Source organism: Streptomyces dryopteridis, from assembly GCF_049606955.1.
Taxonomy (GTDB): Bacteria; Actinomycetota; Actinomycetes; order Streptomycetales; family Streptomycetaceae; genus Streptomyces.
In genome coordinates this window covers 2213492-2226716 of record NZ_CP187113.1, presented here as the reverse complement: position 1 = coordinate 2226716, position 13225 = coordinate 2213492, and the positions used below count along the sequence as shown (strand labels likewise).

Below are 13225 nucleotides of genomic sequence, written 5' to 3'. Positions count from 1 at the left end.
GTCAGAGTTTGCGGAGGCTCAGTTTGCGGACCTTGTGGTCGTGGTCCTTGCGGATGATGAGGGTGGCGCGGCCGCGGGTGGGGGCCACGTTCTCCAGCAGGTTGGGGCGGTTGATCGTGCGCCACATGGTGCGCGCGTACTCCATGGCCTCCTCCTCGGAGACCTGGGTGTACTTGCGGAAGTAGGAGAACGGGTTCTGGAACGCGGTCTCGCGCAGCTTGCGGAACCGGTTGAGGTACCAGCGCTCGATGTCCTCGGGCCGGGCGTCCACGTACACGCTGAAGTCGAAGAAGTCGGCGAGGCCCACGCGGGTGCGGCCGTCCTTGCCGGGCAGGGCCGGCTGGAGCACGTTGAGGCCCTCGACGATGAGGATGTCGGGGCGGCGCACCACGAGCCGCTCGCCGGGGACGATGTCGTAGATCAGATGCGAGTAGACGGGGGCGGTGACCTCGTCCTTGCCGGCCTTGATGTCGGCGACGAAGCGGGTCAGGGCGCGCCGGTCGTAGGACTCGGGGAAGCCCTTGCGCGACATCAGGCCGCGCCGCTCCAGCTCCTTCATCGGGTAGAGGAAGCCGTCGGTGGTGACGAGCTCGACCCTCGGGTGCTCGGGCCAGCGGGCCAGCAGGGCCTGGAGGAGGCGGGCGACGGTGGACTTGCCGACCGCGACCGAGCCGGCGACGCCTATCACGAAGGGGGTGCCGGTCTGGGCGCCGTGCCCGCCGCCGGCGTCGCCGAGGAAGGTGTTGAGGGCGCCGCGCAGGTTGCTGGTGGCGCCGACGTACAGGTTCAGCAGGCGGGACAGCGGCAGGTACACGTCGCGGACCTCGTCGAGGTCGATGACGTCGCCCAGCCCGCGCAGCCGCTCGACCTCGTCGGCGGTCAGCGGGAGCGGGGTGCGCTCGCGCAGGGCGCTCCACTCCTCGCGACCGAGGTCGACGTAGGGGGAGGCGTCGCCGCGGTGCCGGGGGGCGGCGTGGTTCGCGGGGCCCGCGTTGTCGGGTGCGCTTCGTGGCGGCGAAGTGATCACGGTCCCATTGTCGTGGCTCCCGACCGGATGCGGGTCGAGCGCGCGTGGTGGGTTCGGTCACGTGCGGGGGCGTGCGGAGGCACGGAATGTGGTGACGGAGTGGGGGAGCCGTGATGTCGGTGTGAGCGCGTCGGCGATTGGTCTCGATTGGACGGACGGCCGGTCTCGGGAGCGTCACGATCGACGGGGGGTGTGGGGAAACGGGCGAAATGCGGAAGCGGGATGATCCATTTTGCCTCTACATTGCGTGAGTCGCACCGGGCGTTGACCTCGGGTGCGCGTCCGCCGGGGTGCGGGGCCGTCTTCGCACGGTCGCGCGTGGGCCCCACCGCCGTTCCCGCCGTTCGGTGGTGCGTGTCGCGGACGCCCGGCATCCGGTCCGCCACCGGCGGCGACCGTTCCGCAGTACGTCACTCATGGGGGAACTCTTTCCGTGCGCAAGAACCTGCTCCGCTCCACCGCCCTGTCCGCCGCCGCCGTGTCCCTGGCCCTGCTGGTGACCGCGTGCGGCTCCGAGGACAAGGCCGCCGACAAGCCCGCCGACGCCGGCAAGGGCGGCGGCGCCACCTCCTCCGCGCCCGAGGCCCCGGCCGCGAAGGGCAAGACCGACGCCGAGGTCAAGGCGCTGCTGGTGACCCAGGCCGAGCTGCCCAAGCACCTGGTGAAGGAGCCCTCGGCGGACGAGGCCAAGGGCGACCCGACGGCCGCCTCCGACAAGGCCGAGTGCAAGCCGCTGGTGCAGGCGCAGACGTTCACCGCGTTCGGCACCCCGACCGGCACGGGCAAGGTCAAGATCGGTTCGATCTCCTCGAAGTCCACCGGCACCGCCGTGACCGTGGCCTCCTACGACGGCAAGGGCGCCGAGGAGGCGTTCACCGCCTTCAAGACCGCCGCCGGCGCCTGCGCCGGTGGGTACACCGCCACCCAGGACGGCACCCCGGCGAAGGTCAGCTCCGTGGCCCCCGACGCGGTGACCGCCGGCGACGAGGCCGCCGGCACGAACATCACCATCGACGCCGAGGGCATGAAGCTCGTCAACAACGTGGTCGTGGTCCGCAAGGGCCACACCCTCGTCACCTTCTCCTCGGTGGCCCTGACCGGCCAGACCCAGCAGCCGAAGGAAGTCATCGAGGCGCAGGTCAAGAAGCTCGGCTGAGCCGGGACGGGCCCCCGCCCGTCCCGCCGCGCCGCGCGGGCGTCGCGCGTCGGCCCCGGTCCCCTCGCGGACCGGGGCCGACTGCGTTCCCGCCCGCCCGGCCACGTCGCGCCCCGTCCGTCACCCGGGTCCCACGCGTCAACTCCCGTCCCGGGCTTCCCCCGGGAGCGGGTTCTTTCCGCGCGGATGCGCGTCATCCTCCCCGCCGAGGTACCGGACGGGAGGGCCCGCCGGGCGTACCCTGCCGCCTATGTGTGGAATCGTCGGATACGTAGGAGCGCAGTCCGCGCTCGATGTGGTCATCGCCGGGCTCAAGCGCCTCGAGTACCGCGGGTACGACTCCGCGGGCATCGCGGTCCTCGCCGACGGCGGTCTCGCCGCCGCGCGCAAGGCCGGCAAGCTCGTCAACCTGGAGAAGGAACTGGTCGGCCGGCCGCTCCCGGCGGGCTCCACCGGCATCGGCCACACCCGTTGGGCCACCCACGGCGGTCCCACCGACGCCAACGCCCACCCCCACCTCGACAACGCGGGCCGGGTCGCCGTCGTGCACAACGGCATCATCGAGAACTTCGCCGCGCTGCGCGCCGAACTCGCCGAGCGCGGGCACCGGTTGACCTCCGAGACCGACACCGAGGTGGTCTCCCACCTGCTCGCCGAGACCTTCTCCTCCTGCGGGGACCTGGCCGAGGCCATGCGGCAGGTCTGTCGCCGGCTCGACGGCGCGTTCACCCTGGTGGCCGTGCACGCCGACGAACCCGACGTGGTGGTCGGCGCCCGCCGCAACTCCCCGCTCGTGGTCGGCATCGGCGAGGGCGAGAACTTCCTCGCCTCCGACGTGGCCGCGTTCATCGCCCACACCCGCTCCGCCATCGAACTCGGCCAGGACCAGGTCGTCGAACTGCGCCGCGAGTCCGTCACCGTCACCGACTTCGACGGCGCCCCCGCCACCGTCCGCGCCTACGTCGTGGACTGGGACGCCTCCGCCGCCGAGAAGGGCGGCTACGACCACTTCATGCTCAAGGAGATCGCCGAACAGCCCAAGGCCGTCGCCGACACCCTCCTCGGCCGGATCGACGCCCAGGGCCGGCTCACCCTCGACGAACTGCGCATCCCCGACTCGGTGCTGCGCGAGGTCGACAAGGTGGTCATCGTGGCCTGCGGCACCGCCCACCACGCCGGGATGATCGCCAAGCTCGCCATCGAGCACTGGACCCGGATCCCCTGCGAGACCGAGCAGGCCAGCGAGTTCCGCTACCGGGACCCCATCCTCGGCCCCCGCACCCTCGTCATCGCCATCTCGCAGTCCGGCGAGACCATGGACACCCTGATGGCGATCCGGCACGCCCGGGAGCAGGGCGCGAAGGTCCTCGCGATCTGCAACACCAACGGTTCCACCATCCCGCGCGAGTCCGACGCCGTGCTCTACACGCACGCCGGCCCCGAGGTCGCCGTCGCCTCCACCAAGGCATTCCTCACCCAGCTCGTGGCCTGCTACCTCGTGGCCCTCTACCTCGGGCAGGTCCGCGGCACGAAGTGGGGCGACGAGATCCACACGGTGATCCGCGAACTCTCCGACGCCGAGGAGGCCGTGGCCCGGGTGCTGGACACGATGGAGCCGGTCCGTGAACTCGCCCGCTCCCTCGCCGGGAAGAACACCGTGCTCTTCCTCGGCCGGCACGTGGGCTACCCGGTGGCCCTCGAAGGGGCCCTCAAGCTCAAGGAACTGGCCTACATGCACGCCGAGGGCTTCGCCGCCGGCGAGCTCAAGCACGGGCCGATCGCGCTCATCGAGGAGGACCTGCCGGTGGTGGTCGTGGTGCCCTCGCCGCGCGGCCGCTCCGTCCTCCACGACAAGATCGTCTCCAACATCCAGGAGATCCGGGCCCGCGGAGCCCGTACGATCGTGATCGCGGAGGAGGGCGACGAGACGGTGGTGCCCTACGCGGACCACCTGATCCGGATCCCCGCCACCCCGACCCTGCTCCAGCCGCTGGTGGCCACCGTGCCCCTCCAGGTCTTCGCCTGCGAACTGGCCACCGCCCGCGGCAACGAGGTCGACCAGCCGCGCAACCTGGCCAAGTCCGTCACCGTGGAGTGACCGGGACCGGGTGACCGGCCGGGTCGGCGGCACGACGGGGCGGGGCGCGCGGGACGTGCCCCGCCCTTCGCGCGCCCCGGGCCGCCCGGGCCGGGGCGTGACGGACGACAGCGAAGGAGGCGCCGCGTGATCGTCGGCGTGGGAATCGACGTGGCCGAGATCGACCGGTTCGAGAAGACGATGCAACGCACCCCCGCGATGGCGGAGCGCCTGTTCACCCCGGCGGAACTGCTGCTGCCCAGCGGCGCGCGGCGCGGGATCGCCTCCCTGGCCGCCCGCTTCGCCGCCAAGGAGGCCCTGGCCAAGGCCCTGGGCGCGCCCGGCGGGATGCTGTGGACGGACGCCGAGGTGCACGTGGAGGAGAGCGGGCGGCCCCGGCTGCGGGTCACCGGCACGGTGGCCGCGCGGGCCGAGGCCCTCGGGGTCCGTTCGTGGCACGTCTCCCTCAGTCACGACGCCGGAGTGGCATCCGCGGTGGTCATCGCGGAAAGCTGAGTCCATGCGGACTGCGTGGAGTGTCGAAGCGGTGCGAACCGCCGAACGGGCCCTGATGGCCGAACTGCCCGAGGGCGCGCTGATGGCGCGCGCCGCCGCCGGCCTGGCCGCCGCCTGTGTCCGGCTGCTGCCCGGCGGCCGGGCGGCCGGGGCCCGGGTGGCGTTGTTGGCGGGCCCCGGGGACAACGGCGGGGACGCCCTGTACGCCGGGGCCCGGCTGGCCCGGCGCGGGGCCGCCGTGACCGCCGTGCTGCTGGATCCCGAGCGGGCCCACCCGGGGGGCCTGGCGGCCCTGCGGGCGGCCGGCGGTCGTCTCGCCGAGGCGGTCCCGGGCACGGGCCCGGACGGTCCCGGGCGCGGGCCGCGGCGCGGGGTGGACCTCGTGCTGGACGGGCTGCTCGGCATCGGGGGGCGGGGCGGGCTGCGGCCGGCGGCGGCCGCGCTCGCCGCCCAGGCCGCCGAGGCCCGCGCGGCCGGGGCCCTGGTGGTGGCCGTGGACCTGCCCAGCGGCGTGGACGCGGACACCGGCGAGGTCGCGGGCGAGGCGGTGACCGCCGACGCCACCGTGGCCTTCGGCGCGTACAAGCCCGGTCTGCTCGTGGACCCGGGCGCGGGCCGGGCCGGGGCCCTGCGGCTGGTGGACATCGGCATCGGGCCGCTGCTGGCGGCGGCGGGGGACCCGGCGCTGGTGGCCCCGCAGTACGCCGACGTGGCCGGGGCCCTGCCGGTGCCGACGGGGGAGAGCGACAAGTACCGGCGGGGGGTGGTGGGGGTGCTCGCCGGTTCCCGGCGCTATCCCGGGGCCGCCGTGCTCGCGGTGGCCGGCGCCCTGCGCGGGGGCGCGGGCGCGGTGCGGTACGTGGGGCCGTGCGCGGCGGAGGTGCTGGCCGCGTACCCGGAGGCGTTGATCGGGCCGGGCCGGGTGCAGGCGTGGGTGGTGGGCCCGGGGATCGGGGAGGGCCGGGAGGAGGAGGTCGGCTCGGTGCTGGCCTCGGAGGTGCCGGTGCTGGTGGACGCCGACGGGCTGCGCGGGGCGCAGTTCGCGGGGCGGTCCGCGCCCACCCTGATCACCCCGCACGCGGGGGAGGCCGCCGCGCTGCTCGGCCGGCCGCGCGCGGAGGTGGAGGCCGGGCGGGTGGCGGCGGTGCGGGAGTTGGCCGCGCGGTTCGGGGTGACGGCCCTGCTCAAGGGCTCGACCACGCTGGTGGCGCCGGCCGCGGGGCCCGAGGGGGCGGCGGCGGGTCCGGTGTGGGTGAATCCGACCGGGACCCCGTGGCTGGCCACGGCGGGCAGCGGGGACGTGCTCGCGGGGCTGACCGGGGCGCTGCTCGCGGGTGGGCTGGAGCCGGTGCGGGCGGCCGGGTGCGGCGCGTTCCTGCACGGGCTGGCGGCGCGCCGGCTGGGCCCCTCCCCGTTGCTCGCGCACGAGGTGGCGGGGGCGCTGCGCGGGGCGTGGCAGGACGTGACGGCGGAGCGCTGAGCGGGGCCCGGCGCGGTGTCCGGGCGCCGTCCGGTGCGCGGTGTTTCACGTGAAACGGGCCGCGGCGGGCCGGATCGGGGCCGGATCGGGGCCGGATCGGGGGCGGGTCGCGTTCTGAGAGGATGGGGCCGATGAACGAGACACCGCCGCGCGTGCACGCCGAGATCGACCTTGACGCCGTTCGGGCCAATGTCCGCGCCCTGCGCGCGCTGGCGCCCCGCTCCGCCCTGATGGCCGTGGTGAAGGCCGACGGCTATGGGCACGGGGCCGTGCCCTGCGGCCGGGCCGCGTTGGAGGCCGGGGCGACCTGGCTGGCCACGGCCACCCCGCAGGAGGCCCTGGCCCTGCGGGCGGCGGGGATCACCGCGCCGGTGCTGTGCTGGCTGTGGACCCCGGGCGGGCCGTGGCGGGAGGCGATCGAGGCCGGGATCGACGTGTCCGTGAGCGCCCGGTGGGCCTTGGACGAGGTGCGCGCGGCGGCGCGGGCGGCGGGACGGCCGGCGCGGGTGCAGCTGAAGGCCGACACGGGTCTGGGCCGGGCCGGTTGCGGTCCGGCCGACTGGGAGGAGCTGGTCGCGGCGGCGCTGGCGGCGCAGACCGAGGGGCTGCTGACGGTGACGGGCGTGTGGTCGCACTTCGCGTGCGCCGACGAGCCCGGACACCCCTCCATCGCGCTCCAGCTGACGGCCTTCCGCGAGATGCTCGCGCACGCCGAGAAGGAGGGGTTGACGCCGGAGGTGCGGCACATCGCGAACTCCCCGGCCGTGCTGACCCTGCCCGAGTCGCATTTCGACCTGATCCGGCCGGGCCTGGCGGTCTACGGGGTCTCGCCGGCCCCGGAGGTCGGCACCCCGGAGCGCTTGGGGCTGCGGCCGGCGATGACGCTGCGGGCCTCGGTGGCGCTGGTGAAGGAGGTGCCGGCCGGGCAGGGCGTCAGCTACGGGCACCACTACACGACCTCGGAGCGCACCCGGCTGGCGCTGATCCCGGCCGGGTACGCGGACGGGGTGCCCCGGCACGCTTCCGGGCGCGGTCCGGTGCTGGTGGGCGGCGCGTGGCACCGGGCGGCGGGTCGGGTGGCGATGGACCAGTTCGTGGTGGACCTCGGGCCGGCGGGGTCCGGGCCGCAGGTGCGGCCGGGGGACGAGGCGGTGTTGTTCGGTCCGGGCGGGTCGGGCGAGCCGACGGCGCAGGACTGGGCCGATGCCTGCGACACGATCGGGTATGAGATCGTCACCCGGATCGGGGCGCGCGTGCCCCGGGTGTACCGGAACGTCTGAGCGGCTCGGGGGTCATCGTCCCCCGGGCCCTCTCGGTGAGCGAGGACGGCGGCGTGGGCGAGAACTGGCGCAAGGCGGGCTGGGCCGGCGCGGCACTGGGCGTGTTGGCGGCGGGCGCGGCGGCCGGTGTGGCCGTGGAGCGGTTGACGGTCGGGCGCGGGGTGCGGCGTGAGGCGCGGTTGGCGCTGGACGCGGCGGGGCCCTACGGCTCGTTGCGCGGCACGGTGGGCCGGGTCGCGGCCGAGGACGGCACGGAGCTGGTGTACGAGGTGGACGAGCCCTCCGCCGAGGACGCGGCGGCGCGGGTCGCGGCGGGGCTGCCGGAGCTGACGGTGGTGTTCTGCCACGGCTACTGCCTCTCCCAGGACTCGTGGCACTTCCAGCGGGCGGCGCTGCGGGAGCTGGGGGTGCGGGCGGTCTTCTGGGACCAGCGCAGTCACGGCCGCTCGGCGCGCGGGGTCGGGCAGGAGTCGGGCGAGCCGGTCACCATCGACCTGTTGGGCGCGGACCTGCGGGCGGTGCTGGACGCGGCGGTGCCCGAGGGGGACGTGGTCCTGGTCGGGCATTCGATGGGCGGCATGACGATCATGGCGGCGGCGGACGCGGACCCGGGGTTCGTGCGCGAGCGGGTGGTGGGGGTGGCGTTGATCGGGACCTCCAGCGGGGGTCTCGCGGACGTGACCTACGGGCTGCCGGTGGCGGGGGTCGCGGCGGTGCGGCGGGTGCTGCCGGGGGTGTTGCGGGCGCTGGGTTCGCAGGCGGAGCTGGTGGAGCGGGGTCGGCGGGCCACGGCGGACCTGTTCGCGGGGATGATCAAGCGGTACTCCTTCGGGTCGCGGGAGGTGGACCCGGCGGTGGCGCGGTTCGCGGAGCGGTTGATCGAGGGCACGCCGATCGACGTGGTGGCGGAGTTCTACCCGGCGTTCGGCGCGCACGAGAAGGGCGAGGCGCTGGCCCTGTTCGAGGGGCTGCCGGTGACGGTGGTGGCCGCCGACCGGGACATGATCACCCCGCCGGAGCACAGCGAGGCGATCAAGGAGCTGCTGCCGGGGGCGGAGCTGGTGGTGTTGGAGAACGCCGGGCACCTGTTGATGTTGGAGCACCCGGAGCGGGTCTCGGGGCTGTTGGAGGAGTTGCTGCGGCGGGTCGGGGAGCGGGCCGGGGCGGCCGGCGACGGGCGCTAACGTTGGTCGGTATGGAAGCACCGCAGACCGCAGCCGCCCGCTCCGACCGGGCCCCCGCCCCCGTTCCCGCCGTTCCCGCCGCCGATCTCGACGTGCCCTCGATCCCGCGCCCGGAGGCCACGGACGGGGACGGGGTGGTGGCGCGCGTGACCGTGGACTCCCCGGAGCGGATGACGGCGTTCGGGCGGGAGCTGGCCGCGCTGCTCGGCCCGGGGGACCTGGTGCTGCTGACGGGCGAGCTGGGCGCGGGCAAGACCACGCTGACCCGGGGCCTGGGCGAGGGGCTGGGGGTGCGCGGTGCGGTGACCTCGCCGACGTTCGTGATCGCCCGGGTGCACCCGTCGCTGGTGGGCGGGCCGGCGCTGGTGCACGTGGACGCGTACCGGCTGGCGGGCGGGCTCGACGAGATGGAGGACCTGGACCTCGACGTGTCGCTGCCCGATTCGGTGATCGTGGTGGAGTGGGGCGACGGCAAGGTGGAGGAGCTGTCGGAGGACCGGCTGCACGTGCTGATCGAGCGGGCGGTGGGCGCGGAGGAGGTCCTGGACGACGTGCGGCGGATCACCGTGCGCGGTCTGGGCGGGCGCTGGTCGCGCGCGCAGGCGCGGGCGGGGCTGGAGGCGCTGGCGGCGGGCTGAGCCCGGGGGCCGCGCCGGGCCCGGTGGGTCGGGCGCGGGTGCTCGCGAGGGGTCGACGGACGTCCGTCGGCCCCTTTTCGCGTGCCCGGGCGGGGGCGGGGCGGTGGTGGGGATCGGCGTGGGGCGTGGGTGAGGGGGGAGTGGGGCGGCGTCCACGTGCCGACACGGTGTCGGGAAGTTGTTGCGCGCGGGGTGCCCGGCGTGGTCCCATGGAAGGGGAAAGGTTAGGTCTGCCTAAGTTCTGCTGGGTCGGTTCGGGTTCGGGAGGCAAACGTGTCGACGTCGTCAACCGCCGGGGGAAGGCTCACCGGGCCGCGCCGGCCCGTGTCCATGCACGCCCTGCTCGCCTCCTGCGCCGCCGCCACCGCGGTCTCCACCCCGCCCGAGGACGAGGCCCGGCAGGCGCCCGCGCCCGCCCCGGACGCGCCGGAGCGCCCCGGGACCTCGGCGGACCCGGGGGAGCGGTCGGGCGGATAGCGGCCGGTCGGGCCGCTCGCGTCAGGGGACGACGACGACCTTCACGCCGACCGTCGCGAAGTTCCACATGGCGTCGCCGTCGGCGCGGGTCATGCGCACCCCGCCGGTCTTCTTGGTCATGTCCGGCTCCGGCATCGCGCCGTCCGTCCGGGCGCTGAAGCCGACCGTGACCCCTTCGACGGCCGTGAACCGCACGATGTGCTCGATCCGCACCCCGTCCGAGCCGGTGGTGGGGGCGCCGGTGCGGTTGTTGACGGCGTAGGTGCCCGGCTGGGGCACCACCGAGGAGGGCATCACCGTGAACGTGCGGGCCTTGCCCTGGGCGGGCACCAGCCAGACCCGCTTGGCGGCCAGCGACCACACCACGCGCTGCCCGGTGCCGGAGTCGGCGGGCACGGCGTCGGGCTTGGCGGCGGGCGCGGAGGGGGCGGGGGCCTGGGGGGTCTTGGACCCGGCCGCGCTCGGGGTCGGCGGGTGCGCGGGGGCGGTGGCGGATGCCTGGAAGGCCAGGAAGCCCACGACGGCCAGCGCGCCGGCCGTCAGTCCGACCACGATTCCCGAGCTGCTGCGTGCCACGTCGGCTCCACTCCACCCTTGTCGTCCCACGAGTTCGTCTCGAAAGGTAGCAGTCGGGGCGGGTCCGGCCCGGGTGGCGCCGACGCGGGGCACCCGGGGGCGTGCGGAGTCGTAGGCTGTTCGCGTGCTCTTGCTCGCCGTGGATACCGCCACCCCCGCCGTGACCGTCGCCCTGCACGACGGCTCCTCCGTCATCGCCCGCTCCGACCAGGTCGACGCCCGCCGGCACGGGGAGCTGCTGCTGCCCGCCGTCGACCGGGTCCTGCACGAGGCGGGCGTCAAGCTCGACGCGGTCACCGGGATCGTGGTGGGCGTCGGACCGGGCCCCTACACGGGCCTGCGGGTGGGTCTGGTGACGGCGACGACCTTCGGCGCGGCCCTGGGCGTGCCGGTGCACGGCGTGTGCACCCTGGACGGCCTGGCGTGGGCGGCCGGCGAGGCCGGTCTGACCGGCCCCTTCGTGGTGGCCACGGACGCCCGCCGCAAGGAGGTGTACTGGGCCCGCTACGAGGACCCGCGCACCCGGGTCGGGGACCCGGCGGTGGACCGGCCGGCGGAGATCGCCGAGCGGGTGGCCGGGCTGCCGGCCGTCGGCGCGGGCGCCGTGCTGTACCCGGAGGTCTTCGGGGACGCGCCGCACGTGCCGGAGCACCAGTCGGCGGCGGCGCTCGCGTCCCTGGCCGCGGAGCGGTTGGCGGCCGGGGAGCCCTTCCTGGAGCCCGTGCCGCTGTACCTGCGCCGGCCCGACGCGCAGGTCCCGAAGAACTACAAGGTGGTCACCCCCCAGTGACCGGGCCCGAGACGCACACCCCGGCGGCGGCCGGGCCCGCGCCCGCCGTGCTGCGCGAGATGCGCTGGTGGGACATCCCGCCGGTGCTGGCCCTGGAGCACGAGCTGTTCCCGGAGGACGCCTGGTCGGCCGGGATGTTCTGGTCGGAGCTCACCCGGGCGCGCGGCGCGGACGCCACCCACCGGTACGTGGTGGCCGAGGACCCGGGGACCGGGCGGCTGCTCGGGTACGCGGGCCTGGCGAGCGCGGCGGACACCGCCGACGTGCAGACCATCGCGGTGGCCGCCGACGCGCAGGGCACCGGGCTCGGCGCGCGGCTGCTGACGGAGCTGATCCGGGCCGCGACCGCGTTCGAGTGCGCGGAGGTGCTGTTGGAGGTGCGGGTGGACAACGCCCGGGCCCAGCGGCTCTACGAGCGGTTCGGTTTCGAACCGGTCGGTTTCCGGCGGGGTTACTACCAGCCGGGCAATGTGGACGCGTTGGTGATGCGGTTGGCCGATCCGGCCGCGCCCCCGTCCGATTCGGATTCCGCGCCGGTGGCCGGCGCGCGCGCACAAGGCGGTACCACCCATGGCTGACGAACCCCTCGTCCTCGGCATCGAGACCTCCTGCGACGAGACCGGTGTCGGTGTCGTGCGCGGGACGACCCTCCTCGCGGACGCGGTCGCGTCCAGCGTGGACGAGCACGCCCGGTTCGGCGGGGTGGTGCCGGAGGTGGCCTCGCGGGCCCACCTGGAGGCGATGGTCCCCACCATCGAGCGGGCCCTGAAGGAGGCCGGGGTCAGCGCCCGGGACCTGGACGGGATCGCGGTCACGGCGGGGCCGGGGCTGGCGGGCGCGCTGCTGGTGGGCGTGTCGGCGGCGAAGGCGTACGCGTACGCGCTGGGCAAGCCGCTGTACGGCGTGAACCACCTGGCCTCGCACATCTGCGTGGACCAGCTGGAGCACGGGCCGCTGCCGGAGCCGACGATGGCGCTGCTGGTCTCGGGCGGGCACTCCTCCCTGCTGCTGGCGCCGGACATCACCTCGGACGTGCGGCCCTTGGGCGCGACCATCGACGACGCGGCCGGCGAGGCGTTCGACAAGATCGCGCGGGTGTTGCAGCTCGGGTTCCCGGGTGGTCCGGTGATCGACCGGCTCGCGAAGGAGGGCGACCCGGAGGCGATCCGCTTCCCGCGCGGGCTGACCGGGCCGCGCGACGCGGCGTACGACTTCTCGTTCTCGGGCCTGAAGACGGCGGTGGCCCGCTGGATCGAGGCGAAGCGGAACGCGGGCGAGGAGGTGCCGGTGCGGGACGTGGCGGCCTCGTTCCAGGAGGCCGTGGTGGACGTGCTGACCCGCAAGGCGATCCGCGCGTGCAAGGACGAGGGCGTGGACCACCTGATGATCGGCGGCGGGGTCGCGGCGAACTCACGGCTGCGGTCGCTGGCGCGGGAGCGGTGCGAGGCGGCCGGGATCGTGCTGCGGGTGCCGAGGCCGAAGCTGTGCACGGACAACGGGGCGATGGTCGCGGCGCTGGGCGCGGAGATGGTCCGCCGCAACCGTCCGGCCTCGGACCTGGGGCTGTCGGCGGACTCCTCGCTGCCGGTGACCGAGCCGCACGTGCCGGGCGAGGACCACGGGCACGCGCACGCGCACGGTCACGGTCACGGCCACGCGCACGACCACGATCACGTGCACGAGCTGAGCAAGGACAACCTGTACTCGTGATCACCGTCGCGTTGATGTGGGAGGCCCGGGCCGTGGCCGGGCGGGGTCCGGAGCTGTTGGAGTGGGCCCGTTCGCGGGTGCTCGCGGCCGACCCGCTGCGCCGGGAGGTGCTGCGGGCGGTCGGGGACCGGGTGTTGGTGGTGACCTGGTGGCGGGCGGCCGGTCTGGGCGCGGAGTTGCCGGAGTTGCCGGAGCCGGCGGCGGACCTGATCACGCGGCCGGTGCACCGTTGGCGGTTCGAGTCCACGGAGGTCTTCGAGGGCGCGGGCAGCGGGGGTTGACGGGGGGGCGGGCGCGGGGCGCGGGTGGTGCGC

At 75.1% G+C, this 13225-nt stretch carries 14 protein-coding genes; 12 read left to right on the top strand and 2 right to left on the bottom strand.

Annotation, left to right across the window (positions count from 1 at the left end):
• Position 1: 1 nt before the first annotated feature.
• Positions 2 to 1027 carry a type I pantothenate kinase gene (gene coaA / locus ACN20G_RS09195; protein WP_424212253.1) on the bottom strand — a complete coding sequence of 342 codons (1026 nt, stop codon included), beginning with the start codon at positions 1025 to 1027 and terminating at the stop codon, positions 2 to 4.
• A gap of 433 nt (positions 1028 to 1460) precedes the next feature.
• On the opposite strand from coaA, the gene ACN20G_RS09190 reads away from it, so the two are divergent.
• The 8 genes from ACN20G_RS09190 (at position 1461) to ACN20G_RS09155 (ending at position 9835) form a co-directional block, all read left to right on the top strand.
• Positions 1461 to 2183 (top strand): hypothetical protein, encoded by a 723-nt coding sequence (locus ACN20G_RS09190; RefSeq protein ID WP_424212252.1) that lies wholly within the window; start codon positions 1461 to 1463, stop codon positions 2181 to 2183.
• Positions 2184 to 2433: 250 nt separating this feature from the next.
• Positions 2434 to 4281, top strand: a complete 1848-nt coding sequence (gene glmS / locus ACN20G_RS09185) for a glutamine--fructose-6-phosphate transaminase (isomerizing) (RefSeq protein WP_424212251.1) — start codon at positions 2434 to 2436, stop codon at positions 4279 to 4281.
• 126 nt (positions 4282 to 4407) lie between these two features.
• Complete coding sequence (locus ACN20G_RS09180) at positions 4408 to 4776, top strand: holo-ACP synthase (RefSeq protein ID WP_424212250.1); 369 nt, start codon at positions 4408 to 4410, stop codon at positions 4774 to 4776.
• Between the two features lie 4 nt (positions 4777 to 4780).
• The gene (locus tag ACN20G_RS09175; protein ID WP_424212249.1) at positions 4781 to 6256 is read left to right on the top strand and encodes a bifunctional ADP-dependent NAD(P)H-hydrate dehydratase/NAD(P)H-hydrate epimerase; all 1476 of its coding nucleotides are present in this window, start codon (positions 4781 to 4783) and stop codon (positions 6254 to 6256) included.
• A gap of 131 nt (positions 6257 to 6387) precedes the next feature.
• Entirely contained in the window at positions 6388 to 7536 is a 1149-nt protein-coding gene (gene alr / locus ACN20G_RS09170) for an alanine racemase (RefSeq protein WP_424212248.1), read from the top strand.
• A 53-nt stretch (positions 7537 to 7589) separates the two neighbouring features.
• Positions 7590 to 8720, top strand: coding sequence for an alpha/beta fold hydrolase (locus ACN20G_RS09165; protein ID WP_424212247.1), 1131 nt, complete (start codon positions 7590 to 7592; stop codon positions 8718 to 8720).
• Positions 8721 to 8731: 11 nt separating this feature from the next.
• Positions 8732 to 9358, top strand: a complete 627-nt coding sequence (tsaE, locus tag ACN20G_RS09160) for a tRNA (adenosine(37)-N6)-threonylcarbamoyltransferase complex ATPase subunit type 1 TsaE (protein ID WP_424212246.1) — start codon at positions 8732 to 8734, stop codon at positions 9356 to 9358.
• 273 nt (positions 9359 to 9631) lie between these two features.
• Positions 9632 to 9835: a hypothetical protein gene (locus ACN20G_RS09155; RefSeq protein ID WP_424212245.1), complete on the top strand. Its 204-nt coding sequence runs from the start codon at positions 9632 to 9634 to the stop codon at positions 9833 to 9835.
• A 21-nt stretch (positions 9836 to 9856) separates the two neighbouring features.
• On the opposite strand, the gene ACN20G_RS09150 is transcribed toward ACN20G_RS09155, so the two are convergent.
• Positions 9857 to 10411, bottom strand: a complete 555-nt coding sequence (locus ACN20G_RS09150; protein ID WP_424212244.1) for a hypothetical protein — start codon at positions 10409 to 10411, stop codon at positions 9857 to 9859.
• A 124-nt stretch (positions 10412 to 10535) separates the two neighbouring features.
• Here ACN20G_RS09150 and tsaB point away from each other — a divergent pair, with 124 nt between their 5' ends.
• Genes tsaB through ACN20G_RS09130 form a run of 4 tightly spaced genes read left to right on the top strand, consistent with a single transcriptional unit; the run spans position 10536 to position 13192 of the window.
• Positions 10536 to 11201: a tRNA (adenosine(37)-N6)-threonylcarbamoyltransferase complex dimerization subunit type 1 TsaB gene (gene tsaB, locus ACN20G_RS09145; RefSeq protein ID WP_424212243.1), complete on the top strand. Its 666-nt coding sequence runs from the start codon at positions 10536 to 10538 to the stop codon at positions 11199 to 11201.
• A 59-nt stretch (positions 11202 to 11260) separates the two neighbouring features.
• The gene (gene rimI, locus ACN20G_RS09140) at positions 11261 to 11779 is read left to right on the top strand and encodes a ribosomal protein S18-alanine N-acetyltransferase (RefSeq protein WP_424215440.1); all 519 of its coding nucleotides are present in this window, start codon (positions 11261 to 11263) and stop codon (positions 11777 to 11779) included.
• Positions 11772 to 12911 (top strand): tRNA (adenosine(37)-N6)-threonylcarbamoyltransferase complex transferase subunit TsaD, encoded by a 1140-nt coding sequence (gene tsaD, locus ACN20G_RS09135; RefSeq protein WP_424212242.1) that lies wholly within the window; start codon positions 11772 to 11774, stop codon positions 12909 to 12911. Before rimI ends, tsaD begins: the two co-directional genes overlap by 8 nt.
• Positions 12908 to 13192, top strand: coding sequence for a hypothetical protein (locus ACN20G_RS09130; RefSeq protein ID WP_424212241.1), 285 nt, complete (start codon positions 12908 to 12910; stop codon positions 13190 to 13192). The genes tsaD and ACN20G_RS09130 overlap by 4 nt, the downstream gene beginning before the upstream one ends.
• The last annotated feature ends 33 nt before the right edge of the window (positions 13193 to 13225 follow it).